Origin of the sequence: Alcaligenes sp. CHO6 (assembly GCF_037120595.1) — a bacterium.
Classification (GTDB): domain Bacteria; phylum Pseudomonadota; class Gammaproteobacteria; order Burkholderiales; family Burkholderiaceae_B; genus Alcaligenes; species Alcaligenes ammonioxydans.
In genome coordinates this window covers 69,024-94,735 of sequence record NZ_JBANCI010000003.1, presented here as the reverse complement: position 1 = coordinate 94,735, position 25,712 = coordinate 69,024, and the positions used below count along the sequence as shown (strand labels likewise).

Below are 25,712 nucleotides of genomic sequence, written 5' to 3'. Positions count from 1 at the left end.
GGCGCATGGATTTGAACCTGTTGCTGGTGTTTCAGTGTTTGATGAATGAGCGCAGCGTCACCAAGGCCGCCAATGCCTTGTTTCTGACCCAGGGAGCGGTCAGCGCGTCCTTGCGCAAGTTGCGGGTGGTCTTTAATGACGAGTTGTTTACCCGTGGTTCGCACGGAATGACGCCTACGCATCGGGCCTTGGAGATTGCCCCGCAGATATCCGAGGCCCTGAAAAGCATCTCGGCGCTGGTCACATCCGAGCAGGAGTTCGATCCAGCTCGCTCCAGCCGGGTTTTTCGCATCGCTTTGTCCGACGATCTGGAAAATATGCTGGCCAAACGCATGATTCGCATGGCTGACGAGCAGGGCTGGACGATCAGTTTTTCCTTCTACCAAACCAATAGCTATTTGTGGCCGCAAAGCATGGTGGAGCATGGGGCGGATCTGGCGATTTGCTCCAGCCCTAAATTTCTGAGTACCATGCACAAGTCGCAAGTGCTGTTTTCCGCTTCCTATATCTGCATTTACGATAAGCAGTCCATTGCGTTTTCAACCCCCATCAGCAAGCAGGAGTATCTGCATGCTCATCATGGGCGGGTGTCCTTTGACGGCTTGCGCGGCTTTGTCGATGAACTCTTTGATGCCGAGCGACTGCAGCGCAAGGTCAAGGCCTCATTCACGCATTTTTCCGGGGCAATCAACGCCATTATTGGCAGCCCTTTGGTGCTGACCATGCCCGATTACGCCGCCCGCTCCTTTGTGGAATGCAATAGTCGATTAGCCGTCTCGCCGGTGCCATTGCGGGTGCCGTCTTTTGTGGTGTCCATGATTTGGGACATCAACAAGGAACATGATGAAGAAAGCCGCTGGTTGCGGCGTTTTGTGCTGGAGCTGACCGAGCCGGCGGATCATTGAAACGCGGGCCGTGCCCTTTGGCGGCTTATTATTGTTGCTGTCCTGTTTTGTTTTTTACTTTCCGCCATGCGTATTTTACTGATCGAAGACGAGCCTGATTTGGCCTTGTGGCTGACGCGCAGCTTGCAAAAGAAAGGATTTACGGTTGAATGGTCCAACGACGGAATGGTGGCCTATCACCGCTTGCGGATCGAGGAATTTGATGCCCTGGTACTGGACCTGGGGTTGCCGGGCATGGATGGTCGTGCTTTGCTGGCGCGCCTGCGCTCCGAGGACAACCGCACGCCCGTCCTGATTTTGACCGCGCGCGACTCGCTTCAGGAACGCGTGGGGGCGCTCGAGTGTGGGGCAGATGATTTTTTGCCCAAGCCTTTCCGGATTGAAGAACTGGTGGCACGCGTCAATGCGCTCATACGCCGCAGCCGCGGCAAGGAAAAGCCCCGTATGGCCTGTGCGAGCCTGGCCTACGACCTGTCCACACAGCGCTTCACGCTGGATGGCGCTCTTTTGTCCGTGTCGCCGCGTGAGGCGGAGGTGTTGCGCATTCTGGTGCAGCGCAGCGGAGAGCCAGTCAATAAGCAGTTCATTTTGGACCGGCTCAACGACAAGGATGAGGATGAAATCAATATCGAGGCTATCGAAGTGTTGGTGCACCGTCTGCGCAAGAAACTGCAGGACTCGGATGTGCATATCGTGACCTTGCGCGGGGTCGGTTATTGCCTGGAGCCTGTCATGGATGAGGAGCCCTAACGTGGCTTTCTGTCGAGAGCGACCATGGCCCTGAGCAGCTTGCGTCGTACTTTGCTTTGCATGTTGATCCCCGTGGCATTGCTGACATCGGGCGTGTCCTTGTTCGTGTCCAGCATGATGCTCAAGGATCAGGTGAACGCGGCCTTTGATCGGGCTCTGGCCGGGGCGCTCAAGTCCATGGCGGCCAATGTGACCACCATCAGTGGCGGCTTGGCGATGGAGCAGTCCTACTACATGATGGAGTACATGGAGTACACCATCAGCAGCCAGGTGTATTTTCGGATCGCCACCGAAGATGGGCTGTCGGAGATTGGGTTTACGGGCATGCCGTTGCCCGCCAAGCGATTACAGAGTAATCAGCCGGTTTTTTATGATGCCCAGTATTTGGGCGAACCCTTGCGAATCGCGGCGGTCGCACTGGAGTCGGACGGGCGACTGCAGACCTACCAGCACAGTCGGGTTTTGATACAGGCCGGTGAGAATCTCAGTGAGCGCGATGCCTTCATTCGCAAGGTGATTTTTCAGAATCTGATTCAGGATCTGGCCGTGTTGAGCCTGTTTATTGTGCTCATTCTGGTCGGCACCTTGCTGGCCTTGCGTCCTTTGCGCAAGCTCAGCGCCGAGGTCAGGAACCGCTCTCCCGACAATCTGGAGCCGATCAGTGACGTCAGTCTGCCGCGCGAGGTACGGCCCTTGGTGCAGACCATCAACCTGCATATGGAGCGTTATGCCCGCAAGTCGCGAGAGCAGCAGCAGTTTCTGGATGATGCCTCTCATCAGTTGAAAACGCCTTTGGCGGTCTTGTTGACCCAGGTGGATTTTGCCTTGTCGCTGGCCAAGACCGCAGAGATGAAAGAGGTGCTCGATGCCATCCAGCAGCGTTTGAACAATACGGCGCAGATGACGCATCAGATGGTGGCCTTATCACGAGTGCGGGATGCGGCGGATCAACTACGGGTTCGAGCTGCATTGGGAACCGTGGATCTGTGTCAGCAGGCGGCACAGGTGGTCGATGAGTTATGGAGTCTGGCGCGGTCGCGCCGTCAGGACCTGGGGCTGGAAGCGCCTTCCCGACCGGTGCGGGTAGCAGGCGAGGCGTGGCTGGTGCAGCAGGCCCTCAGCAATATGGTCAGCAACGCGATCAAGTATTGTCCAAAAGGTGCTCGCATCACCGTGTCGGTACAGCAAGAGGGAAACGTGTGCCGTATACAGGTCGAGGATGATGGGCCGGGCATGAGTGCCGATGATATGGCCAAGGCGGGGCATCGCTTTCGTCGTGGCGAGGCGGGCAAGGCTTTGCAAGGGTCGGGGTTGGGGCTGGCCATCGTGCAGGCGATTGCCCAGATTCACGATGCCCGGATGAGCCTTCAGCCAGGGCCGGGCCAGCGTGGTCTGATCGTGCGCCTGGAGTTCAATGCCCTGGACTCTTGAACCTCTGATTCAGGGTATACCCTTGAAAATATCGTTTTTTGGCAGAACTGAAAGGTAGGCGAAAGCTTCGCTCCGGTAAGGTCGCAACCATTACAACGACGACGATCCTCTTGGAGGCGATTCAATGACTATCCACATGAAACTACGGGTGCTGCTGGCAGGCAGCCTTTTGGGCCTGAGCAGCTTGAGCGGTGTGAGCGCCCAGCAACCACCTAAACCCGAGTGCATCGCGCCTGCTCAGCCGGGCGGCGGGTTTGATTTGACCTGTCGTGTAGCTGTGAATGGTTTTCTGGAAACCAAGCTGCTGGACAACCCCATGCGTACCGTTTACATGCCTGGTGGCGTAGGGGCGGTGGCCTATAACCACATCGTTGCGCAGCGCCCGGGTGACGGCAATGCAATCGCGGCGTTTTCGGGAGGCTCCTTGCTGAATCTGGCGCAGGGCAAATTTGGCAAGTATTCCGTAGACGATGTGCGCTGGCTGGCATCGATTGGCAGTGATTACGGGGTGGCCATTGTGCGTGACGACTCGCCCTACCAGGATCTGAAGGCGCTGATGGAGGCGTTCAAGGCTGACCCCAGCAAGATTGTGCTGGGTGCAGGTGGCTCGGTCGGTGGGCAGGACTGGATGAAAGCCGCGCTGACGGCGCGAGCCGCCAATGTGGATTTCCGCAAAATGCGCTTTGTCGCTTTTGAGGGCGGCGGTGAGGCCATGACAGCGTTGCGTGGCGGCCATATTCAGGCTTACATGGGCGATGCGGCCGAGGCTCACACCATGCTGGAGGGCGGCGCGCCCATCCGGGTCCTGGCGGTGTTCAATGACAAGCGGCTTGACGGCGCGATGGCCAGCATCCCTACCGCCAAAGAGCAGGGCTTTGATATCGAATGGCCGATTATCCGTGGCTTTTACGTCGGCCCCAAGGTTTCTGACGAGCAATATCAATGGTGGGTTCAAGCGTTTGACAAGCTCATGAAAACCCCGGAGTTTGCGCGTCTGCAGACTCAACAAGGCCTGTTTCCGTTCAATATGAGTGGCCAGGAACTGGATACCTACGTCAAGCAACAGGTGGTTCAGTACCGCGAATTGGCGGACTCGTTTGGTTTGATCAAGAAGTAAGTCTTTACGGCGCTCCCGGCCGCTGCGCGTCGGGAGCCCACTGTCTGCCCCGCCGCTTCCGGCGGGAAAATCCGGAGAATTCCATCATGACGCTAAATGATCGCGTGCTTGGCGTGGGCGCGCTGGTGTTTGCCGCCCTCATCACCGCTTTTGGCTATGACCTAGAGCCCCCCTTTTCGTACGAACCCGTTGGGCCCAAGGCCTTTCCGTTGTTGCTGGCCCTGATCATCGCCCTGTGCGGATTGCGCCTGATTCTCAAGGGCGGTGGGCAAGTTGCCGCCAATCCGCCCGGCGCGAACGGGCGCATTTTGATGATGGTGGCCTATCTGGCTGCCTATGCCTGGCTGTTTCAGTGGTTGGGCTTTATTGTCGCCACCACGATGATGGCCACCTTGGTGGGGCGTTTGTTTGGCGGCTCGTGGAAGCAGGCCCTGATCGGGGGGCTGGCGATGGGAGTGGGGCTGTTCGTCTTGTTTGACCTGGGCCTGGACGTGGTCCTGCCACATGGCATTCTGGGAGCGTGGTTATGAGCTCGATATTGGAATATTTGAGTGTCGGTTTTGGCGTCGCCTTTTCCGCGCAGAATCTGCTGGTGGCGGCGATCGGCGCCTTTATCGGTACCATTGTCGGCGTCTTGCCAGGCCTGGGGCCTATCAATGGCGTGGCCATGTTGGTGCCCATTGCTTTTGCGATGAAATTGCCGCCCGAATCGGCCCTGATTCTGCTGGCGGCCGTCTATGTGGGGGCCGAGTATGGTGGGCGGATTACCTCTATTCTGATCAACGTGCCCGGTGAGGCGGCTGCGGTCATGACCACCCTGGATGGTTATCCTTTGGCTCGCAAAGGGATGGCCAGTGTGGCCTTGTCCTTGTCGGCATTTGCCTCCTTTATTGGCTCCACAATTGCTATTTGCGGCATCGTGCTGCTGGCCCCGATGCTGGCTGGCTGGGCCGTGGCCTTTGGCCCCGCTGAGTACTTTGTGCTGATGGTGTTCGCTTTTTGCGCCCTGACCAGTCTGTTGGGTGATGAGCCGGTCAAGGGTATTCTGGCGGCCATGCTGGGGCTGTTTATCTCCACGGTGGGCGTGGATGCCAACTCAGGGGTGTATCGCTACAGTTTCGATATCCCGAATCTGGCCGATGGCATAGATTTTGTGGTTGTCGTGATCGGTTTGTTTGCGGTGGCCGAGATGCTGCAGATGCTGGAAAACCTGCTGGGTGGCGTGTCGATTGAAGTGCCTAAAAGCAAGCGCAAGCTCTTTAATCTGAAAGAGCTGGGCCTGACCTGGTGGAGCACGGTGCGCGGTGGCCTGATGGGCTTTTTCATTGGCATTTTGCCCGGAGCCGGGGCAAGCGTGGCCTCTGCGGTGGCTTACGCCAATGAGAAGAAATATATCGAAGGCAGGGACCCTAACGCCATGTTTGGTCAGGGTGATATGCGAGGTCTGGCTGCGCCGGAAGCGGCCAACAACAGTGCCGCCACGGGTTCTTTTATTCCCATGCTGACTTTGGGAGTGCCCGGCTCGGGGACGACGGCGGTCATGATGGGGGCCTTGACCTTGTATAACATCACGCCCGGGCCGGTACTGTTTGAGTCGCAGCCACAGATAGTCTGGGGCCTGATCGCTTCCTTGATGGTCGCCAACGTCATGCTGTTTCTGATGAACGTGCCCATGGTTCGGGTCTTTGCGTCCATGCTGGCCATTCCACCGCGCTTGCTGGTGCCTGGCATTTTGGCCATCAGTTATATCGGCGTGTATGCCATCAATGGCACGACTTTTGATCTACTGCTGGTGGTTGGCATTGGGGTGCTGGGTTATTTCCTGCGCAAAATGAATGTGCCTATGGCGCCGATGGTGCTGGGTGTGGTCTTGGGCAATATGATGGAACAGAATTTGCGTCGGGCCTTGTCCATCACCGACGGCCAGCTTGGCATTCTGTTCGAGAGCCCGGTATCGATCGCCTTGTGGATCGCAGCACTTTTGGTTAGTGTGGGTCCGATCCTGCTGCGTCGCATCGCTGCACGCAGAGCAGGGGCATAAGAAAACACCATGAGGAAGTCCCCACCCCTGCGGTGGGGCGTTTATGAGGAGAAAGTGCCAGGCTGCGGCCTGGCCTTGTTGTTTCGGTTATGGCGATCTGGATACGAATTGTCCTGGGCTTTGGGGTGGCGTTGGTCGGTGCGATGGGGGCGACATATCTGAGCATGCCCTTGCCCTGGATGTTGGGTGCCCTGATTCTGACCGCGGCCACCAAGATGGCCGGCAGCCCGGCAGTGTGTCTGCCATTGGCGCGCAATGCCGGACAGTGGGTGATTGGGGCCTCGTTGGGCTTGTATTTCACGCCATCCATGGTGCAGCTGATTGGCAGCAATGCCCTGTTTATTGTGATGGGCATGGTATTTGCCTTGCTTTTGTGCTGCATAGGGACCTTCATGCTGACCCGTTTTGCGGGTACGGATTTGCGCACTGCCTGGTTTGCCAGCGCGGTAGGCGGAGCCAGTGAGATGACCGGGCTGGCCGAGCGTTATGGTGCACGCCCAGATCTGGTCGCTTCGGCGCATGGGTTGCGGGTGTTGATGGTGGTGCTCATCATCCCCTTTGCTTTCGAAGCCCTGGGGTTTTCGGGTGAGCAGGCCGGAGCCGTACTGCGACCGGATTTTTTGAATCTGCCCGGACTGGCTCTGTTAGTGGTGTTAAGCAGTGCGGCAGGCTTGATCTTTCAGATCCTGCGTCTTCCCAACCCCTGGGTGCTGGGCCCCCTGCTGGTGGTGGCCGTTCTGACCTATCAGGACATTGTTCTGTCGGGCTTGCCGGTGCAGATTTCCAATCTGGGGCAACTGTGCATTGGCTGGGCCTTGGGCGATAAGTTCGGCCCCGATTTTTTCCGACGTGCTCCTCGCTACCTGGGGGTAGCGGCTGTCAGCAACCTCATTAATCTGGCGTTGGCATTCGGTTTTGCTTACGGCTTGTATCGTTTGTCTGACATTGCCTATCCCACGCTGGTGCTGGGTGTCAGCCCGGGGGGCATAGCCGAGATGGCGATTACGGCCAAAGTGCTTCAGCTGGGGGCGCCGATGGTAACGTCCTTTCAGGTGGCGCGGATGGTGTGCGTACTGGTACTGACCGGGCCTTTATATACTCGTCTTGCCCGTTGGCTCAAACAGGCCTGATAGTGGGCAAATCGACACTACTGCCAACGAGTCCATGTAAACCAATGTGCGACCCTGTGCATCTGCTCAGCAGCCCAACAGGCTGCGGCCCAGCCACTCCTGCAAGCAGCTCGCTCCCCTTTGATCCACCCAATCAGCCTTTTGGCTGGTACTTCATCCCCTCAAACAGTCAAGGAACCAGCGTCCTTAAGACGTCTGTCAAACAAAGCCCGGTGCATGACCGGGCTTTGTGCTTTGGCCTTAAGGCTGGCCGGGTGGGACGTCTCTTTAGCGGTGGGGGGTGACTTTACCGTGTTCACCCATCTCGGTTAAGCGCTCACCCATCAGGGTGGCTTTGAGCATTTTGCCAGCCTGGGCCAGCTTGCCCTCCCGCACGCTCCAGTACTCTGCGCTGTCAATGTGTACGCAGATCAGGGCCAGGTCTGGGTCGGTAATTCCTTCTTTGAACCAGGCTTCCGTCATGGTGTTCCAGAAACGTTCTTTCTGGTTCATGGAGTCAACCAGACGAGCCATACCGGACACCGATACATAGGTATCACTTTTGGGATCGGCATAGCTCACATTCACATGTGGGTTGGCCAGAAGGTTGGCCACTGGATCGCTGCTGCGCGACATGAAGAACCAGAGCTTGTCATGCTCGTAGTCTTCTTGATTCGACCCCATTTTTGCCTTTTGGGTTGTCATGGGCCAGGCGTGCAACTGGCCGTTTTCAGCATGTGTGACGAACATCGCAAAGCGAATGTCCTTGATCATCTCTTGCAGTTGTTCAAAGGAAGACTCAATCGTGGTGTTCATGGTATCTCCTTGAAAAAGTGACAGGGATGAAGGCCGTTACTTGATCACTCCGCAAGCAAAGCGTCCGGCGCCACCACCGAGGGGAGCAGGATGGTCGGAGTGGTTGTCACCGCCTTCGTGGATCATCAGCGATCGACCTTTGATCTGATCCAGAGACTTCAGGCGCGGTGCCAGAACCGGTGTGCTGGCGGTGCCGTCTGCCTGCACATACAGGGCGGGCAGGTCACCCAGGTGGCCATTGCCCCAAGGGAAACCATGCTTGCCGGTCTTGTCCGGGTCCAGATGGCCGCCAGCCGCCCCAGCAGGCGTGACTTTGCCATCTTTGTTGCTCGGAGCGCAGCTGGGGTTCTCATGCACGTGGAAACCGTGCACGCCCGGCTTAAGATTCTTTAACTCTGGCGTAAAAACCAGCCCATGTTCGGTCTGTCGTACGCTTACCTGACCAATCTGCTCGCCAGCACCACTCTCGGTCGCCAGATTCATGGGAATGATGACATCGGCAAGTGAGGGGGCAGATAAAGCAAGGGTAGCGCTCACGGTGGCCAGAGCCATTGCGCATCGGGATTTAAGAGAAGAAAAACGCATAAGGCTGACTCCTTTGCTGGGTAAACAGGGGTTAGATCAGCCTAGCATTGCAGAGACAATTGGGCGTTAAGAGACGTTTCCTTTTGTCAACAAGATGTGAGCGCTGCCAGGACGTGGCCAGGGTAGGGAGGCGGGTAGGTCAGCCTTCTTCTTCGACCGATAGCAGTTCCTGATGGCCAAAGTACAGCGTAGAGATGATGATAGGCGAGGCGCCGTCTGCCTGGACGCTCAGATTCAGGCAATCACCGCACAGATGAAGGTCGATCAATCGGGCTGGCTTGCCATTCATCCAGATTTTTCCGCTGACATCTTGATAGCGCTGTTTGAGCTTCAGACGGTAATCGGTTCCGTCCAACCCCTCCCATTCCCATTCTCCGCTCACCTGTGCGGGCACAATCCATTTGTAGATTTTGATGCCGCCGACATGCAAGGTTTCGTCTGCTTTCCAGTCCCCCATGTCAAAAGCATGAGAGACAATGCGGGCGCCTGGGCGTAGTTCTTGCAACAGGCGCGGGCGCAGGATGGCATTGATGGTGTCCATCAGGTAAAGCGTCACGATGGTGGCCTGGCTGAAGTCAACGGTAAACAGGTCCTCTTCAATAAAATCCACCAGGTATTCCACGCCTGCATGACCGGCTTGCTCCATCGCGTCTGCAATCCGCAAAGGGTCCAGCTCCACGCCGACGCCAGAACAGCGGTATTTTTTGGCAGCGGCAATGACAATGCGCCCATCCCCGCATCCCAGGTCATACAGCAGGTCTTTGTGTCCTGCCTGGGCCAGTTGCAACATGGTGTCGATGACCCGATCGTCGCTGGGAACGAAGGGCACGTCCAAAAAGATGTCGGGCTCTACAATTGATTGGTCGTTGAGGTCTTTAATCAAGTCTTTGAACAAGAGTGATCCTTGGTGGCGGCGTGATGCAAAATTGTGTGTAAATTCGGTTATTTATAGTTTAAGCCACGGTAAATTCTGGCAAAATTCGCTTTTTTGTCGGATATGGACGATCATCGGTCTATGTCAGACTTATATGGCTCTACCTCATCTTCATCCGCTACCTTAAAAACCCGTCTCCAGCATATACGAATCTCGGCCGCAGAATCCTTGCGTATTCGTTCCTTGGCTGATCATATGCAGTATGCCGACCCGCAGGGCCATGCCCAGGCCCTGGGTATAGGGCCTGCGGTCTGGCCCTTGTTCGGCCTCGTCTGGCCTTCCAGCATCCAGTTGGCACGCAAGCTCAAGAACCGACCCATCCGGGCAGGGGAAACGATATTGGAGTTGGGCTGTGGCCTGGGCTTGACCAGCTTGCTCATGCACAAACGGGGGGCGCACATTCACGCCAGCGATTGTCACCCCATGGTGCCGCATTTTCTAAAGCTGAATCAGGCGCTTAATGGTTTGTCCGACCTGCCGTATGTCCATGCGCAGTGGGGGGAGCAAACCTGCCCTGATTTGCTGGCCTCCCTGGGCCTGACTCCCGCCAGGCAGCGTTACGACCTGATTGTGGGCAGTGATCTGCTGTATGAAGGCAATACGCCCGCTCAATTGGCCACGTTGGTCAATCAGCATGCAAAATCACAGGCCGAAGTCTGGGTGGTAGACCCGGATCGGGGGCATCGCAATAAATTTACCCAGGAAATGCGGCGCCACGGTTTTGATCTGGTGCGGCAAGTGTGTTTGCGGGATCGGCCTATCGTGATGCCCGAGGGTAAGGAAGTATCGTATAAGGGCCGTTGTTTGCAGTATCAGCGCGGCTAAGTACGAATTGGCATCGGACGGCACAAAAATCGAGCCCGAGTCGGGCCAGCCTCAGCACGTTGCGCACGGACGTCTCTGGTTTTTTAGACGTCTTGCCGGCTGCGGGTACCAGACTGAGCCAAAGAGATGGAAATTCGTCGGCTGAGGCGATAGGAGCAGAACGGGCCTCCTACCGTTGATCGGATATCCAGCGCAGGCAATGCAACCGTTACCCCAGCAGCAACTGTAAGAGTGGGCGGTATCGGGCCAAGAAATGAGGAGCAAGCCGCGCAGACAGGGCATTTAGCCAGGCGCAACTGGAATGGAAAAACAAAAAGCCCAGTCGTTTGACTGGGCTTTTGCTTGAATTCTTGGTGGCCTGGGGCGGAATCGAACCACCGACACAAGGATTTTCAATCCTCTGCTCTACCGACTGAGCTACCAGGCCAACGTGTACTGCTCGGTAAAAATAGAACTATACCACGTTTTTTTATTTGTGCGCATAGTACAACAAAAATTTTATGCATCTTTTGAACTTCAAATGTGCCGTACCCCTAGGGGAGGGCCCTTTTCAAGCAAAAGCAGGCTGCATAAAGGAGTGCAATTGTAATCACAAAACGGCAATTCAAGTAACATTTTTGGCAAAAATCCGGCTTGCGGCGTAAAATCACTTATCTTTCATGCGTTTTGCGTCTGCGAAACTGCTTGTCTCGGTCTTTTTCGGGGCTATAGCCTGTACTGCTCATGTCTGTAGATGTTCTAACCTTCGGTCTGAATCATGTGTCCGCGCCGGTTGCCGTGCGCGAACGCGTTGCGTTTCCGATCGATGTGTTAAAGCCTGCGCTTGATACCTTGCGTGCCACTTTTGGCACCGGGGTCCGTGAAGCAGCTATTCTGTCTACCTGTAATCGTACCGAAATTTACTGTGCGGCCGAACCCCATGTGGCCGAGCGTCTTCCTGAGTGGATGGCGGACTTCAACAGCCTGCGTTCTGCCGAACTCACCCCGCACCTGTATCGCTACAACCAGAACGAGGCTGTGCGTCATGCGTTTCGCGTAGCCAGTGGCCTGGATTCCATGGTGCTGGGCGAGCCCCAGATTCTGGGGCAGATGAAAGATGCCGTGCGAGCCGCCAACGAGGCTGGTTCGCTGGGTACCTTGCTGCATCAATTGTTCCAGCGCACCTTCTCGGTGGCTAAGGAAGTCCGTACACAAACGGCGATTGGTGCTCATTCGGTATCGATGGCTGCGGCAGCCGTGCGTTTGGCGGAGCGTGTGTTTGGCGATCTGAGCCAGGCCAAGGTGCTGTTTATTGGTGCAGGCGAAATGATTGAGCTGTGCGCCACGCACTTTGCGGCGGTGAACCCCTGTAGCATCGTGGTGGCCAACCGCACTCAGGAACGTGCGGAAAGCCTGGCTTCGCGCTTTATGGGCAACACCATGAAGCTGGCAGATGTGCCCGACCGCTTGGCCGATTTTGATGTCGTCGTATCCTGTACGGCCAGTACCTTGCCCATTTTGGGCTTGGGCATGGTGGAGCGGGCCGTGCGCTCGCGTCGTCACCGTCCGGTGGTCATGGTCGACCTGGCTGTGCCCCGCGATATTGAAACTGAAGTGGGTCGCCTGGACGACGTGTACCTGTACACCGTGGATGATCTGGGCCGCTTTGTGCAGCGGGGGGCCGATGCCCGACAGGCCGCGGTGGTTCAGGCTGAGGCGATTATCGACACCCAGGTGCAGCACTATATGCACTGGCTCAGCACTCGTGCGATTGTGCCTGCCATTTTGAATGTGCAGGAATCGGTCGAAAAAGTGCGTCAGCACGAGCTGGAGCGTGCGCGCCGCATGCTGGCCCGTGGCGACGATCCGGCCGACGTCATTGAAGTGCTGGCTCATGGGCTGACGCAGAAGTATATGCATGGTCCCATGGCTGAATTGACGCGCAGCGAAGGTGCTGAGCGCGAACAACTGCTGAATCTGTTGCCTCGCCTGCTGCCATCGACAACGCGCCGGCGTTAGCGTCCAGGCAGCTTTCTGTCCACCGACTTTTCTGCGGTGCAGCCTGATTGCTTTGAACTGCGCCCAGACCTTCTGATTTTCCCTTTAGGCTATTCCCTATGAAAGACTCTATGCGCAGTCGGCTTGAGCAATTGGCTCGTCGTCTGCATGAAGTGGATGCCATGCTTGCCGAGCCTGAAATTGCCGGCAATATGGACGAATTTCGCAAACTGTCGCGTGAGCGTGCCGAGCTGGACCCGGTTGTGACGGCGTTCAAAAGCTACGAAGCGGCCGAGGGTGATTTGCAGGCAGCCCAGGACATGATGACCGACCCCGAGCTGAAAGAAATGGGCGAGGAAGAATACAAGCTGGGTAAAGAGCGCATCGCTCAACTGGAAGACGAATTGCAGATTCTGCTTTTGCCTCGTGATCCGGACGATACCCGCAACGTGTTCATTGAAATTCGTGCCGGTGCCGGTGGTGATGAAAGCGCCCTGTTTGCGGGTGATTTGTTGCGCATGTACATGCGTTACGCCGAAAACTGCGGCTGGCGCACGGAAATCATGTCCGCCAGCGACTCGGAAGTGGGTGGCTACAAAGAAGTCATCGTGCGTATTGAAGGCCAGGATGTCTATGGTCGTCTGAAGTTCGAATCTGGTGCGCACCGTGTGCAGCGCGTGCCTGAAACCGAAGCCCAGGGCCGCATTCATACCTCGACGTGTACGGTGGCCGTGCTGCCCGAAGCCGAAGGCTTGGCTGAAATCACCATCAACCCCGCGGATTTGCGCGTGGATACCTTCCGCGCCAGCGGTGCCGGTGGTCAGCACGTGAACAAGACGGACTCGGCCGTGCGTCTGACCCACTTGCCGACGGGTCTGGTGGTGGAGTGTCAGGATGACCGTTCCCAACACCGCAATCGCGAGAAAGCCTTGCAGGTGCTGGCTGCGCGTCTGAAAGACAAGCAGCAGCGCGAGCAATCCGACAAAGAAGCCGCCGAGCGTAAAAGCCTGGTCGGTACGGGTGATCGCTCCGAGCGCATCCGCACCTACAACTTCCCGCAAGGCCGCATGACCGATCACCGTATCAACCTGACCTTGTACAAGTTGGGCTACATCATGGACGGCGACCTGGATGAGCTGATCAAGGCCTTGCTATCCGAACATCAGGCTGGCCAGCTGGCTGCCCTGGCGCAGGCGTGAGCATGAGCCTGCCCGGTGAGCCGGTCATGTCGCCTTTGGTCTTGCCTGCCTATATTCCCCGTACGCTGCGTGCCTTGCAGCGGCTCAGTCCTTTGCCGCGCCTTGAGCGCGACATGTTGTGGACGCAAGTGCTGGGGGTGAGCCGCTCTTGGTTGATCGCGCATGATACGGATGAGTTGCCGCTGGAAAAAATACAGGCTTATCAGGCGCTGGAGGCTCGCCGCCTGGCGGGTGAACCCATGGCGTATATCGTCGGGGTCCGTGAGTTTATGGGGCATGAGTTTTTGGTGTCGCCTTCGGTGCTGATCCCGCGCCCTGACACGGAAATACTGGTTGAACGTGCGCTTGAGCGGGTGCGTGATATTCCATCTCCTCGCATTTTGGATATGGGTTGCGGCAGTGGCGCCATTGCCGTATCGCTGGCTCTGGCCCGTCCCGATGCCCATGTGGTGGCCAGTGATATCAGCACGCTGGTGTTGGCGCAGGCGGGCTTAAATGCGCAGCGTTTGTGTGGGAAAGTCGAGTTTTGTCTGGGGAGTTGGTACGATGCCGTGACAGGCCAGGAACCTTTTGACCTGATCGTGTCCAACCCTCCATACATTGCAGTGGATGACGAACATCTGGCGCAGGGCGATGTGCGGTTCGAGCCGCGTCAGGCACTGACCGATGGCTCAGACGGCTTGACGGATTTGCGTACAATAGTTCAGGGGGCCGGGCCGTATCTACGTCCGGGTGCTAGTCTTCTCATGGAACACGGCTGGGATCAGGCCGACCATGTGCAAAATATGCTGCGGCAGGCGGGGTTCAAACAGGTCATCAGCTATGAGGATCTGGCAGGAATCCGGCGCGTCACAGGTGGACAGTGTTAATTCTTTTCTTAAGAGAACATCATGAGTGAAGTTCAAGATTTCATCCGCGAAACCGTAACGGAAAACCCTGTTGTGCTGTTTATGAAGGGCACGGCTCAAGCGCCTCAGTGCGGTTTTTCCGCCCGTACCGTGCAGATTTTGCGTGCGGTCGGCTTGAGCCAGGTGGTTGTGGTTAACGTGCTGGACGACGCCGAAGTGCGTCAGGGCATCAAGGATTTCTCCAACTGGCCCACTATCCCTCAGCTGTATATCAAGGGCGAGTTCGTTGGTGGCTCGGACATTGTTTCTGAAATGTACGAGAACGGCGAACTGGAAACCATGTTGCGTGAGGCCGGGGCTCTGGAGTGAGAGCCAAGCGACGCCTGGTCATTGGCATGACCGGGGCCACGGGGGCCGTCTATACCGTGCGCCTGCTGCAAGTGTTGCAGTCCTGTCCGGATGTGGAAACCCATTTGGTGATCTCTCCCTCTGGGGTGCTGAACATTCAATACGAGCTGGATATCGACAAAAACGAGATCCAGTCTCTGGCCGATCAGGTGCATAACTTTCGCGATGTGGGCGCAACCTTGGCCAGCGGCAGTTTTCCGACTGCAGGCATGGTGGTTGTGCCCTGTTCGATGCGGACTTTGGCAGCGGTGGCGCATGGTTTGTCCGATAACCTGATTACCCGGGCGGCCGACGTCACCTTGAAAGAGCGTCGCCGTCTGGTGATGCTGGTTCGGGAAACGCCGTTTAATCTGGCGCATCTGCGTAATATGACGGCTGTGACAGAAATGGGCGGGATCATTTTTCCGCCTATGCCTGCGTTTTATCTGCGTCCCAAAAGTATTGACGATATTGTCGATCACACGGTGATGCGGGTGCTGGAATTGTTTGATATTCAGGTACCCGGTGAGCGCTGGGATGGCACGCAAAAGCCGAACTAAAGCCAGATAGCTGGACAGTAGGTACGAAAAGCCCCGATCGAAACCGCCGGCATCTGGAATGACGTCCAGGTCCTGGCGGTTTCGATCGGGGCTTTTTATTGTCCGTCGCTTGTGTATTTGCGGACGGCAAGCAGATCAACAAGATGGGATGTCGGCTCTGCCGGCGCCGAGGGCCGCGCTGGCCCTGGGTTTCGAGAGATAAAACGATGGTTTGCTGTGCTACGTGGGTGCGGACTTCAGCCTGATCGCCCAGAAGGCGGCCGGTTTGGGAGCGCCGACCAGTCGCGTTACTGTCCGGAGCGCCTTTTGCTCATGAACACAATCTGTTGCTCACCGGATGCTGCGGGCTTGGCAGGGGTGAAAGCATCCTGACGTACGGTAGGTGCGGCGTCGTCGGCATCCTCTTCAAATCCAGCGGCCAGCAGACTCTCTGGCAGATGATCGTCAAAATAATCCTGATCAAAGCCTTTATCGCCCTCCGGGTCAGCCTGGCCAGTCACCTTCAAGTCCGCAAAGTTATGCAGCTTGGGGTCCATCAGGTGGGATGGCACTACACGGGTCAAGGCGCCAAACACGTTCCAGGATCGGTGTGGGAATTTCTTGTCCCAGTCCGCAATCATGCGGTTGATTTCCTGTCGTTTCAGGTTCTCTTGTGAGCCGCACAGATTACAGGGGATGATGGGAAACTCTTTGAGCTTGGCGTAGGCGATCAAATCCTTTTCGGGCACATAGGCCAGTGGTCGGATCACGATGTGCTCGCCGTTATCCGACATCAGCTTGGGCGGCATGCCTTTCATGCGACCGCCATAAAACAGATTCAGAAAGAAGGTGGCCAGGATGTCATCGCGGTGGTGTCCCAGGGCAATCTTGGTGGCGCCCAGCTCCTTGGCAACGCGGTACAAAATGCCGCGACGCAGGCGTGAGCACAGCGAACACATGGTTTTGCCTTCGGCAATCACGCGCGTCACTACCGAGTACGTGTCCTGGGTTTCGATGTGATAGGGCACGCCCAGTTTTTCCAGGTACTCGGGCAGGATGTGGTCAGGAAAGCCAGGTTGCTTCTGGTCCAGGTTCACGGCCACGATGTCGAACTTGATGGGCGCGCGTTTTTGCAGGGTCATCAGTACGTCCAGCAGGCCGTAGGAATCCTTGCCGCCGGACAGGCAGACCATGACCTTGTCGCCTTCTTCGATCATGTTGAAATCACCGATGGCGCGGCCCACTTCACGCATGATGCGTTTGCTCAACTTGTTGTCATTGACGCGCTGTTTGCGTTCAGCCTTGCTGGCAAACACGGGGATGTCGGTTTCGGAAGAAGGCAGGGGGCTGGTGTCTTGGGACATAAGGGAAAGCGAAAGAGAGGTCATCGTGGCCCCGGCAAGAGGCGGGGCAAGGGCAGGGGCTTAGCGGCTACGCTCGATTTCAATGCCCACGGCATCGCAGTCGGCAAAGGCCTCGGGCTTGCTGGCGCGGATTTTAACGCGTTCCACGCTTGGGAATTCATTTTGGATGCGCTCGGCCAGCCGTTCGATCAGCGTTTCCAGCAGGTTCGTGTGCTCCAGGGTGCTGACCTCGATCAGCGCCTGGCGCAACTGCCGGTAATCCAGCACCGTGCCAATATCGTGGTCCTGGACGTCTTGGGTGATGGTGGTGTCGAACTCGGCGTCAATATGCAGCGGCTGGCGGTGAACCAGCTCGTGCTCGAGCATGCCAATCGAGGCTTGCACCACCAGATTGTTGATGAAAATACGGCGTGTGGTCATGGCAAAGGCAAAGTATCAGGCCCGCCGTGAGCGGCAGGCCCAGAAAAGAGGTCAGGAGGGGCGGCTCAGGACGCACTCGTCCAAAGCAGGGCGCGCCAGTTGCAGTGTGAAGCAGTGTAGTTCATCGCGGCGGAAGGCGTGGATCTGAACGGTCTGACCGGGCTCATACGCTGCAAGCAGACGCTCCAGACTGGCAGTGTCGCTGACACGCAAGCCGTCAATGGCCACCAGAGTATCCCCCGCGGATAGTCCGGCTTGATGTGCTGCACCCTCTGTAAAGACGGTAGCGAGCTGGCACTGCCCTGCGCTTTGACGCACACGGGCGCCCAGGTTGGGCAACTTGGAAGCGGCCTGCCATTCCAGCTTCAAGCCTTGCTCGGCCAGCCATGGCTTGAGGGGCAGGTCCTCGCAGCCTTCCACGTAGCGGGCGATAAAGTCTGTGGCGTCGTAACCGGTGGCTTCCAGAATCAGGGCGGGCATGGCGTCTTCGGGGATGCCGTGTGGCTTGCCCTGATAGAAGTCACGGCCATAACGTGCCCACATCAACAGCATGACATCGTCCAGGCTCTTGGTGTGCTGGGTATGGCTGCGAATGCGCAAATCCAGGCCCAGTGCGATCAGGGCGCCCTTGCTGTAATAGCTGACCAGCGCATTAGGGGAGTTTTCATCCTGTTTGTAATAGCGCGTCCAGGCATCAAACGAGCTTTGCGCGGCGGACTGCTTGAAGCGTCCAGGGGCGCGCACAACGGCATTGATGTTTTTGGCCAGCAGTTTCAGGTAGTCTGCCTCGCTCAACACGCCCGAGCGCAACAGCATCAGATCATCGTAGTACGAGGTGAAACCTTCAAAGACCCACAGCAGACGGGTGTGGTTCTCGCGGCTCAGGTCATAGGGCGCAAAGGCTGCAGGTTTGATGCGTTTGACATTCCAGGTATGAAAATACTCATGGCTGACCAGTCCCAGAAAAGTCTGGTAGCCGGGGCTTTTTACCGACTTGTCCTGGCCTTGGGTGGGCAGATCGCTGCGCGAGGCGACTAGAGCAGTCGAGGCGCGGTGTTCCAGGCCACCGTACCCGTCCTCGGTCACCATGGTCATGAATACATAGCGCGAGCTGCAATCCAGAAAGGGGGCGCGTCGGGTGTCTGGTTCGAAGAAGGCGATCTGTTCGGCACAGATTTTTTCGACATCACGGGCGATACGCGGCAAATCCAGATTGGGGATGCGGCCGGTAAAGACCAGTTCATGCTCTGCGCCGTGTGCAAAGAAACTGATGACCTGGGGGGTGCCCATTTCAATGGGGTGATCGATCAGCTCGTCATAATTGCTGGCACGGTACACGCCAAATCCATAGCGTTGCGCGGCTCCCGGCACGCCAATGGCTTCGGGCAGGCTGGTGTAGACCTGCCAATCTTCCATGTCCTCATTGGCTACCAGTTCCAGCAGACAAGGCTGTTCAGTCTGACCCTCAACGGCCAGCAGGGCGCTGGTGCCATTAAAGAAGGCATGGGTCTGATCAATATGCGCGCCGCGTACGGACAGGTCCCAGGCGTAGACCTGGTACTGCACACTCAAGGGGCCTTGGCAGGGTTCGCATTGCCAGCGGTGATTGTCCAGCTTGCGGATGGAAACCGGTTCGTCGCCAGAGAAGGCGGCTATGCTTTCGATCTGACGCGAGAAGTCGCGGATCAGGTAGCTGCCGGGAATCCAGGCCGGAAGGCTCAGGATCTGGCCATCTGTTTGGGGGGAAGTGATCTGTATTTGGACAGTCAGGCGGTGGCCGGCGAGATCGGTCGGCTCGGCACGGTAAAGTACGGGTGTAGGTTCCATTCCCCTATTCTATTTAATTTTTCTGGGAGTCAGCATGAACGAACCCTTAGTCAAAGCAGAGGTGCATGGTCGTGTTGCTTTATTGACATTAAATCGGCCCAAGGCTTTGAATGCGCTCAATAACGAGCTTATCGCCGAGTTGTATGCCCTGTTGAAAAAATACGATGCCGACAACGAAATAGGTTGTATCGTGCTGACCGGTAACGAAAAAGCGTTTGCGGCGGGTGCTGACATTGGCGCCATGAAAGACTGGAATTACCACGATGTCAGCTCTCAGGATTATCTGGGAGGCCATTGGGAAGAGCTGCGCCGTTTCCGCAAACCTATCATTGCGGCCGTAGCCGGTTATGCCTTGGGCGGCGGCTGCGAGCTGGCCATGTTGTGTGATTTCATTATTGCGGCCGACTCGGCCCGGTTTGGCCAGCCCGAGATCAAGCTGGGGGTCATCCCCGGCTTTGGTGGGACACAGCGTTTGCCTCGCGCCGTAGGCAAGGCCAAGGCCATGGATCTGATTCTGACCGCTCGCATGATGAATGCCGAAGAGGCCGAGCGCTCGGGTCTGGTATCCCGTGTGGTGCCGGCCGACAAATTGCTGGAAGAGGCACTGGACGCCGCAACCGTTATTGCCAGCATGTCTTTGCCTTCGGTTCTGATGGCCAAGGAATGCGTGAATCGTGCTTTCGAGTCCTCGCTGGAAGAGGGTTTGCTGTTCGAGCGTCGCAATTTCCACGGCCTGTTTGCCACTGACGATCAGAAAGAGGGCATGCGTGCGTTTGTCGAGAAGCGCAAGCCTGAGTTCAAGCACCGCTAAATTTCTCAAAAACCGGTAAAACGGAGGGGTGTGTTGTAAAATTGCTGCACTGCAATGTTACAAAATAAGCGTACCCCTTGATGTCATTGAGATTGCGAATATCAGCCTTGCATTAAGTATCAAACAAGCAAGGCTGAATTTGCTTACAACAAAAAAAAGACGCTATACTTTATGGGTTTGACGACAGCGGCTTTTAAAAGGGGCCGATAATATTGCGCGGATGGATTGGCTAGAAGCCTTTGCAGTGCATCCACCCACACAACGTTATCTGATTGTTTCCTACTATGAGCGAGCCGATTGATCAGCAAACAGGCACCCCAGCCAAGGTGCACCCAGCAGGAGATATGTCGCCCATTCCTGAACCCGTTGTACTGACGCCTGAGCAACGTAGCCGTATGGCTCGCCGGGCAGGGCAAGGAATTGTGCGTACACTTGCTGCCCAGGCTTTTATGGGCCTGTTGGCTATTGTTCTGTCGGCATGGATTTCCGGCGCATCTGCAGCAGCCTCAGCACTGATTGGTGCGGCTGCTTATTTTGTGCCTAACGCATTGTTCGCATTGCGTCTTTTGCTGGGTTTGATGGGCGGCGGCAACGCCGGAGCGCTCTCCTTTTTCTGGGGAGAGGCCTTCAAGCTTGGTTTTGCGGTATTGACACTGGCAACTGCTGCCATGGCAAATACAGGCTGGCTGGTCTGGCCTGCCTTGCTGTTTGGCCTGCTGTGTGTCTTGAAGGGATATGTGCTGCTGCTGTTTTTTCGCAAGCTGCCATAAGGGATTTTTGTTTCACGGGCTTGTCCCATAACGTATACATCACAGGGTAAATACAGATGGCTGCTGCTAGTGATATTTCGCCTCAGTCAGGGTACATCCAGCATCACTTGGTTCACTTGAACAACTTGGGTGAAAAACAGGATGTTCTGGCCAACTTCGGTGTCATCAACTACGACTCCATGTTCTGGTCCCTGCTGATGGGTCTGGTTGTGGTTTTCTTTATGTGGCGTGCTGCTTCGGCCGCTACAGCTGGTGTGCCAGGCCGCTTGCAGTCTTTTGTTGAAATGCTGGTTGACTGGGTTGAAGACCAGGCCAAATCCATTGTTCCCAATGCCGAGTCCCGCAAGTTCGTCTCGCCTCTGGCGCTGACGGTATTCCTGTGGATCGTCATGATGAACGTGCTGGACTTGTTGCCCGTTGACGGTCTGGGCTGGATTTTCATTCAGACTGGTCTGGCTTCCGAGCATGGCGACCCGCTGTACTACCACCGTATTTTGCCAACCGCCGACTTGAACGTGCCTATGGGTATGTCTCTGGGCGTGCTGCTGCTGATGTTCTACTACGGCATCAAGATCAAGCACCCCGGCGGTTTTGTCAAAGAGCTGTTTACTGCACCGTTCACCGCAAGCGGCCTGATGGCTGTCGTGCTTGCACCTTTCAACTTCTTGCTGAACTGCATCGAATACGCGGCCAAGTCTGTGTCTTTGGGGATGCGGTTGTTCGGCAATATGTTTGCCGGTGAACTGGTTTTCATGTTGATCGCTCTGCTGGGTGGCGCATGGACAGGGTTTAATGGCGCCAGCCTGGGACTGGGTATCGGTCACATTCTGGCCGGTTCTGTGTGGGCAATTTTCCACATTCTGATTGTGTTGCTCCAGGCGTTCATCTTCATGATGCTCACCCTTGTCTATATCGGACAAGCACACGAAGGCCATTAATCCGATTCCGACCGGGCAATGGTGTCTGGTTGGGGGGAGCAGGCCTGGCCTGCTAACGCTTTGATTTTTTTGAATTACACCTGATTTTTAACCAAGGAGTTGTCATGACCAACGTAGCTTTCGTTGCTCTTGCTTGCGGTATCATCATCGGTCTGGGCGCTTTTGGCGCTTGCATTGGTATCGCCCTGATGGGTGGTAAATATCTGGAAGCATCGGCTCGTCAGCCTGAACTGATGAACGCTCTGCAAACCAAGATGTTCCTGTTGGCCGGTCTGATCGATGCTGCTTTCCTGATCGGTGTCGGTATCGCCATGTTGTTTGCATTCGCCAACCCATTTGTTGGGTAATAAGGCGAGTCCGTTGCCATTCCTGGCAGACGGGCAGGCAGTCGTCGTTAGCGGTGTGTTGCTCGGTTTGATCATGCACCGCTTGTCGACTTGAACATACATGTGTCAGGATGCTAGCGCCTCCTACACACGTGGTATTGAAGGGATACGACCGTGAATTTAAACGCGACTCTCTTTTTTCAGATGATCGTGTTTTTCGTTTTGGCCTGGTTTACGATGAAATTCGTATGGCCGCCACTGACGAAAGCAATCGATGATCGTCGTCAGAAAATCGCTGATGGTTTGGCTGCTGCTGACAAAGGCAAGGCCGATCTGGCACAGGCCCAAGCGCGTATCAGCCTGATGGAAGCCTCGGCCAAGTCCGACAACCATCAACGTATTGTCGACGCTGAAAAACAAGCGACTGCTCTTTTGGAGCAAGCTCGTCGTGAAGCTGAAGCCGAAAAAGCCCGCATTATTGCGCAGGCCCAGCAAGACGCTAACCAGGAAGTGCAACGCGTACGTGAAGGTCTGCGTAGCGAAGTGGCTGCCTTGGCTGTCAAGGGTGCCGAGCAAATCTTGCGACGCGAAGTTGACGCGAATGCGCACGCCCAGCTGCTCGAGCAGCTCAAGGCAGAACTTTAACATCAAGGCAGGCCATGGCTGAACTATCGACTATTGCCAGACCTTACGCCGAAGCCCTGTTCGCCGCGGTACGCGACGACAGCCAGGGCCTCGAATCGTGGTCGGCCCTGTTGTCCGAAATGGCTCAGGTGGCCGGTCTCCACGATGTGCGCGAGGCACTGAACGATCCGCGCCTGAATAACGGGCAGCGACTCGAACTCTTTACGGGCCTGGTTAAGTCACAGGTCACCGAAAAGGCTCGCAACTTTCTTCAATTGTTGGTGGATAACCAGCGCATCTTGCTGCTGCCACAGATTGCAGAACAGTTTGATCTATTGAAACACCAACTCGAAGGCACGGCGCAGGCACAAATTATCAGTGCTTTCCCGATGGCTGAGGCTCAGGTTGCTGAGCTGACCGCTGGGCTGGAGAAAAAGTTTGGCCTGAAGCTAAAACCGACTGTGACCGTCGACGCTGACCTTATCGGCGGTATTCGGGTAATTGTTGGTGACCAGGTGCTCGACACTTCCGTGCAGGCCCGGCTGGCCAGCATGCGCGATACGCTGACCGCATAGCGCGAGTCAGTAAACAGGATTTCAGGAGTCTGAACATGCAACTTAATCCGTCCGAGATCAGCGAACTGCTCAAGAGCCGCATCGAAGGCCTGGGTGCGTCGACTGACGTTCGTACACAAGGCACGGTCGTATCCGTGACCGACGGTATTACGCGCATCCACGGTTTGTCCGATGTGATGCAGGGCGAAATGCTCGAATTTCCGAACAACACGTTCGGTCTGGCCCTTAACCTCGAGCGCGACTCTGTCGGCGCCGTGATTCTGGGTGAATACACCGGTGTTTCCGAAGGCGACGCAGTTAAAACAACTGGCCGCATTCTGGAAGTACCTGTTGGCCCCGAACTGCTGGGTCGTGTGGTTGATACCCTGGGTATGCCTATCGACGGCAAGGGCCCGATCAACGCCAAGATGACTGACGTCATCGAGAAAGTGGCTCCTGGCGTTATTGCCCGTGAGTCCGTCTCCCAGCCCATGCAGACCGGCACCAAAGCCGTGGACTCCATGGTGCCAATCGGCCGTGGTCAGCGCGAACTGATCATTGGTGACCGTCAGACCGGTAAAACTGCCGTGGCTGTGGACACCATCATTGCTCAAAAGGGCAATGGCGTTAAATGTATCTACGTTGCCGTGGGCCAAAAAGCCTCCACGATCAACAACGTGGTGCGCAAGCTCGAAGAGCACGGTGCTCTGGAGTACACGATTGTTGTGGCCGCCTCGGCTTCCGAGTCCGCCGCCATGCAATACCTGGCTCCTTACTCCGGTTGCACCATGGGCGAATACTTCCGTGATCGTGGCGAAGACGCCCTGATCATTTATGACGACTTGACCAAGCAAGCTTGGGCCTACCGTCAAGTATCCCTGTTGCTGCGTCGCCCACCAGGCCGTGAAGCCTACCCTGGCGACGTGTTCTACCTGCACTCCCGTCTGCTCGAGCGTGCTGCTCGTGTGAACGCCGAGTACGTGGAAAAATTCACCAACGGTGAAGTGAAAGGCAAGACCGGTTCTCTGACCGCACTGCCCATCATTGAAACGCAAGCCGGTGACGTTTCCGCTTTCGTTCCAACCAACGTGATTTCGATTACTGACGGTCAGATCTTCCTGGAGTCCGACCTGTTCAACGCTGGTGTACGTCCCGCTATTAACGCCGGTATTTCGGTGTCCCGTGTGGGTGGCGCTGCTCAAACCAAGGTCATCAAGAAACTGTCCGGCGGTATTCGTACCGACTTGGCTCAGTACCGTGAATTGGCTGCGTTTGCTCAGTTTGCTTCCGACCTGGACGACGCAACCCGTCGCCAGCTGGAGCGTGGTAAGCGCGTGGTCGAACTGCTCAAGCAGCCCCAGTACCAGCCTCTGGCGGTGTGGGAACTGGCCGTGAGCCTGTACGCTGTGAACAACGGTTACTTCGACGATCTGGAAGTCGCTCAGGTTCTGCCTTTCGAAAAAGGCCTGAAAGATCACCTGCGCAGCAAGTTCGCTGCTCTGGTTGAGCGTATCGAAAGCAAGAAGGAACTGGTTAAAGAAGACGAGGCTGAGTTGGTTACAGCCATCCAGGACTTCAAAAAGCACGGCGCTTTCTAATCATTGTTGGCAGGCGCCGGAAACCCCGGCGTCATGATTAGCGGGAGTCGACAACCTAGTCGGGCTCCCGATAATGCCCTTACAGGAAAGTGTGATGGCCGGAATCAAGGAAATTCGTACTAAGATCAAGAGCGTGCAAAACACGTCCAAGATCACCAAAGCCATGGAGATGGTGGCGGCATCCAAGATGCGCAAGGCGCAAGAGCGGATGCGTGCTGGCCGTCCCTATGCAGATAAGGTGCGCGAGATTGCTTCGCATCTGATGCAGGCGCACCCCGACTACACTCACCCCTACATGGTTGAGCCCGCCGAAGTCAAATCGGTAGGTATCGTGGTTGTCAGCACGGACAAAGGTCTGTGTGGCGGCCTGAACACCAATATTCTGCGTCTGGTACTTGCGCGTGTTCGCGAGTTTGAAGACAAAGGTATTAAAGTTCAGACGACGGCTCTGGGTGGTAAAGCCGCGGGAACATTGGCGCGTGTGGGTGCCAATCTGGTTTCTCAGGAAGTGGGTTTGGGCGATGCGCCTAACCTGGAACGTCTGATTGGCGCTATCAAGGTGCAGATCGACGACTTCGTGGAAGGCCGCATTGATGCTGTTTATCTGGCGACCAGCCGCTTTGTCAATACGATGAAGCAGGACCCAACATTTATTCGCTTGTTGCCTCTGCCTTCCGGTCTGAAAGATCCTTTCCAGGCTGGTGATCAGGTAGTCGCTCAAGAAAGCGTCAACTCTTCCGAATACGGTTGGGATTACATCTACGAACCCGATGCCAAGTCGGTTATTGATGACTTGTTGCTGCGTTACGTAGAGGGTCTGGTGTATCAGGCCGTTGCCGAGAACATGGCCTCCGAGCAGTCTGCTCGTATGGTGGCGATGAAAGCCGCTTCGGACAACGCCAAGACCGTTATTGCCGATCTTCAGCTGGTCTATAACAAGACTCGCCAGGCAGCGATTACGAAAGAAATCTCTGAAATCGTGGGGGGTGCCGCCGCTGTGTAATCACGGCAAGGCAC

Annotated in this window: 27 protein-coding genes and 1 tRNA gene; 21 read left to right on the top strand and 7 right to left on the bottom strand. The window is 56.3% G+C overall.

The genetic code is table 11. From position 1 onward, the window contains the following. Positions 1-5: 5 nt before the first annotated feature. The 7 genes from V6936_RS12595 (at position 6) to V6936_RS12565 (ending at position 7,374) form a co-directional block, all read left to right on the top strand. Positions 6-905, top strand: a complete 900-nt coding sequence (locus tag V6936_RS12595; protein WP_336579959.1) for a LysR family transcriptional regulator — start codon at positions 6-8, stop codon at positions 903-905. 66 nt (positions 906-971) lie between these two features. Next, the gene (locus V6936_RS12590) at positions 972-1,655 is read left to right on the top strand and encodes a response regulator (protein WP_059318179.1); all 684 of its coding nucleotides are present in this window, start codon (positions 972-974) and stop codon (positions 1,653-1,655) included. Between the two features lie 24 nt (positions 1,656-1,679). Continuing rightward, positions 1,680-3,086, top strand: coding sequence for a sensor histidine kinase (locus V6936_RS12585; protein ID WP_240209473.1), 1,407 nt, complete (start codon positions 1,680-1,682; stop codon positions 3,084-3,086). A 124-nt stretch (positions 3,087-3,210) separates the two neighbouring features. Beyond that, positions 3,211-4,203 (top strand): Bug family tripartite tricarboxylate transporter substrate binding protein, encoded by a 993-nt coding sequence (locus V6936_RS12580; RefSeq protein WP_003805049.1) that lies wholly within the window; start codon positions 3,211-3,213, stop codon positions 4,201-4,203. 86 nt (positions 4,204-4,289) lie between these two features. Then, positions 4,290-4,733, top strand: coding sequence for a tripartite tricarboxylate transporter TctB family protein (locus V6936_RS12575; protein ID WP_059318181.1), 444 nt, complete (start codon positions 4,290-4,292; stop codon positions 4,731-4,733). Next, the gene (locus V6936_RS12570) at positions 4,730-6,244 is read left to right on the top strand and encodes a tripartite tricarboxylate transporter permease (RefSeq protein WP_003805046.1); all 1,515 of its coding nucleotides are present in this window, start codon (positions 4,730-4,732) and stop codon (positions 6,242-6,244) included. The genes V6936_RS12575 and V6936_RS12570 overlap by 4 nt, the downstream gene beginning before the upstream one ends. A gap of 89 nt (positions 6,245-6,333) precedes the next feature. After that, on the top strand, positions 6,334-7,374 hold the full coding sequence (locus V6936_RS12565; RefSeq protein ID WP_003805043.1) for an AbrB family transcriptional regulator: 1,041 nt from the start codon (positions 6,334-6,336) through the stop codon (positions 7,372-7,374). 267 nt (positions 7,375-7,641) lie between these two features. Here V6936_RS12565 and V6936_RS12560 read toward each other — a convergent pair whose 3' ends face one another. From V6936_RS12560 to V6936_RS12550, 3 genes are all read right to left on the bottom strand, one after another. Continuing rightward, positions 7,642-8,169 carry a pyridoxamine 5'-phosphate oxidase family protein gene (locus V6936_RS12560; protein ID WP_003805041.1) on the bottom strand — a complete coding sequence of 176 codons (528 nt, stop codon included), beginning with the start codon at positions 8,167-8,169 and terminating at the stop codon, positions 7,642-7,644. A gap of 36 nt (positions 8,170-8,205) precedes the next feature. Then, complete coding sequence (gene sodC, locus V6936_RS12555; protein WP_003805039.1) at positions 8,206-8,754, bottom strand: superoxide dismutase family protein; 549 nt, start codon at positions 8,752-8,754, stop codon at positions 8,206-8,208. A 139-nt stretch (positions 8,755-8,893) separates the two neighbouring features. Continuing rightward, positions 8,894-9,649 carry a class I SAM-dependent methyltransferase gene (locus V6936_RS12550; protein WP_131071011.1) on the bottom strand — a complete coding sequence of 252 codons (756 nt, stop codon included), beginning with the start codon at positions 9,647-9,649 and terminating at the stop codon, positions 8,894-8,896. A gap of 120 nt (positions 9,650-9,769) precedes the next feature. Here V6936_RS12550 and V6936_RS12545 point away from each other — a divergent pair, with 120 nt between their 5' ends. Continuing rightward, on the top strand, positions 9,770-10,513 hold the full coding sequence (locus tag V6936_RS12545; protein ID WP_162129607.1) for a methyltransferase domain-containing protein: 744 nt from the start codon (positions 9,770-9,772) through the stop codon (positions 10,511-10,513). A 351-nt stretch (positions 10,514-10,864) separates the two neighbouring features. On the opposite strand, the gene V6936_RS12540 is transcribed toward V6936_RS12545, so the two are convergent. Further along, positions 10,865-10,940, bottom strand: a tRNA-Phe gene (locus V6936_RS12540). Between the two features lie 296 nt (positions 10,941-11,236). Between V6936_RS12540 and hemA the strand changes: the two genes are divergently transcribed. The 5 genes from hemA to V6936_RS12515 all read left to right on the top strand — a co-directional run bounded on the left by hemA (position 11,237) and on the right by V6936_RS12515 (position 15,484). Beyond that, positions 11,237-12,511, top strand: coding sequence for a glutamyl-tRNA reductase (hemA, locus tag V6936_RS12535; RefSeq protein ID WP_003804979.1), 1,275 nt, complete (start codon positions 11,237-11,239; stop codon positions 12,509-12,511). Between the two features lie 98 nt (positions 12,512-12,609). Further along, positions 12,610-13,689: a peptide chain release factor 1 gene (gene prfA, locus V6936_RS12530; RefSeq protein WP_003804980.1), complete on the top strand. Its 1,080-nt coding sequence runs from the start codon at positions 12,610-12,612 to the stop codon at positions 13,687-13,689. A 2-nt stretch (positions 13,690-13,691) separates the two neighbouring features. Beyond that, entirely contained in the window at positions 13,692-14,558 is an 867-nt protein-coding gene (gene prmC / locus V6936_RS12525; protein WP_003804982.1) for a peptide chain release factor N(5)-glutamine methyltransferase, read from the top strand. 21 nt (positions 14,559-14,579) lie between these two features. Beyond that, positions 14,580-14,906, top strand: coding sequence for a Grx4 family monothiol glutaredoxin (grxD, locus tag V6936_RS12520; protein WP_003804985.1), 327 nt, complete (start codon positions 14,580-14,582; stop codon positions 14,904-14,906). Beyond that, a complete protein-coding gene (locus V6936_RS12515) occupies positions 14,903-15,484 on the top strand; it encodes a UbiX family flavin prenyltransferase (RefSeq protein WP_003804987.1) in 582 nt (193 codons plus the stop codon). Before grxD ends, V6936_RS12515 begins: the two co-directional genes overlap by 4 nt. 287 nt (positions 15,485-15,771) lie before the next feature. Here the strand turns inward: V6936_RS12515 and ttcA are convergent, their stop codons facing one another. Genes ttcA through V6936_RS12500 form a run of 3 tightly spaced genes read right to left on the bottom strand, consistent with a single transcriptional unit; the run spans position 15,772 to position 19,074 of the window. Next, positions 15,772-16,827 carry a tRNA 2-thiocytidine(32) synthetase TtcA gene (gene ttcA / locus V6936_RS12510; protein ID WP_003804989.1) on the bottom strand — a complete coding sequence of 352 codons (1,056 nt, stop codon included), beginning with the start codon at positions 16,825-16,827 and terminating at the stop codon, positions 15,772-15,774. Between the two features lie 60 nt (positions 16,828-16,887). Then, a complete protein-coding gene (folB, locus tag V6936_RS12505) occupies positions 16,888-17,247 on the bottom strand; it encodes a dihydroneopterin aldolase (RefSeq protein WP_003804991.1) in 360 nt (119 codons plus the stop codon). 51 nt (positions 17,248-17,298) lie between these two features. Next, entirely contained in the window at positions 17,299-19,074 is a 1,776-nt protein-coding gene (locus V6936_RS12500; protein ID WP_003804993.1) for a M61 family metallopeptidase, read from the bottom strand. Between the two features lie 34 nt (positions 19,075-19,108). On the opposite strand from V6936_RS12500, the gene V6936_RS12495 reads away from it, so the two are divergent. From V6936_RS12495 to atpG, 8 genes are all read left to right on the top strand, one after another. After that, positions 19,109-19,885 (top strand): enoyl-CoA hydratase, encoded by a 777-nt coding sequence (locus V6936_RS12495; RefSeq protein WP_003804995.1) that lies wholly within the window; start codon positions 19,109-19,111, stop codon positions 19,883-19,885. A gap of 344 nt (positions 19,886-20,229) precedes the next feature. Beyond that, positions 20,230-20,655, top strand: coding sequence for an ATP synthase subunit I (locus V6936_RS12490; protein ID WP_003804997.1), 426 nt, complete (start codon positions 20,230-20,232; stop codon positions 20,653-20,655). A 56-nt stretch (positions 20,656-20,711) separates the two neighbouring features. Further along, on the top strand, positions 20,712-21,593 hold the full coding sequence (gene atpB, locus V6936_RS12485) for a F0F1 ATP synthase subunit A (protein ID WP_003804999.1): 882 nt from the start codon (positions 20,712-20,714) through the stop codon (positions 21,591-21,593). A gap of 104 nt (positions 21,594-21,697) precedes the next feature. Then, positions 21,698-21,940: a F0F1 ATP synthase subunit C gene (gene atpE, locus V6936_RS12480; protein WP_003805001.1), complete on the top strand. Its 243-nt coding sequence runs from the start codon at positions 21,698-21,700 to the stop codon at positions 21,938-21,940. A 153-nt stretch (positions 21,941-22,093) separates the two neighbouring features. Then, positions 22,094-22,564 carry a F0F1 ATP synthase subunit B gene (locus tag V6936_RS12475; RefSeq protein WP_003805003.1) on the top strand — a complete coding sequence of 157 codons (471 nt, stop codon included), beginning with the start codon at positions 22,094-22,096 and terminating at the stop codon, positions 22,562-22,564. Between the two features lie 14 nt (positions 22,565-22,578). Then, positions 22,579-23,118, top strand: coding sequence for a F0F1 ATP synthase subunit delta (locus V6936_RS12470; protein WP_003805005.1), 540 nt, complete (start codon positions 22,579-22,581; stop codon positions 23,116-23,118). 35 nt (positions 23,119-23,153) lie between these two features. Continuing rightward, positions 23,154-24,695 carry a F0F1 ATP synthase subunit alpha gene (gene atpA, locus V6936_RS12465; RefSeq protein ID WP_003805007.1) on the top strand — a complete coding sequence of 514 codons (1,542 nt, stop codon included), beginning with the start codon at positions 23,154-23,156 and terminating at the stop codon, positions 24,693-24,695. A gap of 94 nt (positions 24,696-24,789) precedes the next feature. Then, a complete protein-coding gene (atpG, locus tag V6936_RS12460; RefSeq protein ID WP_003805009.1) occupies positions 24,790-25,698 on the top strand; it encodes a F0F1 ATP synthase subunit gamma in 909 nt (302 codons plus the stop codon). The last annotated feature ends 14 nt before the right edge of the window (positions 25,699-25,712 follow it).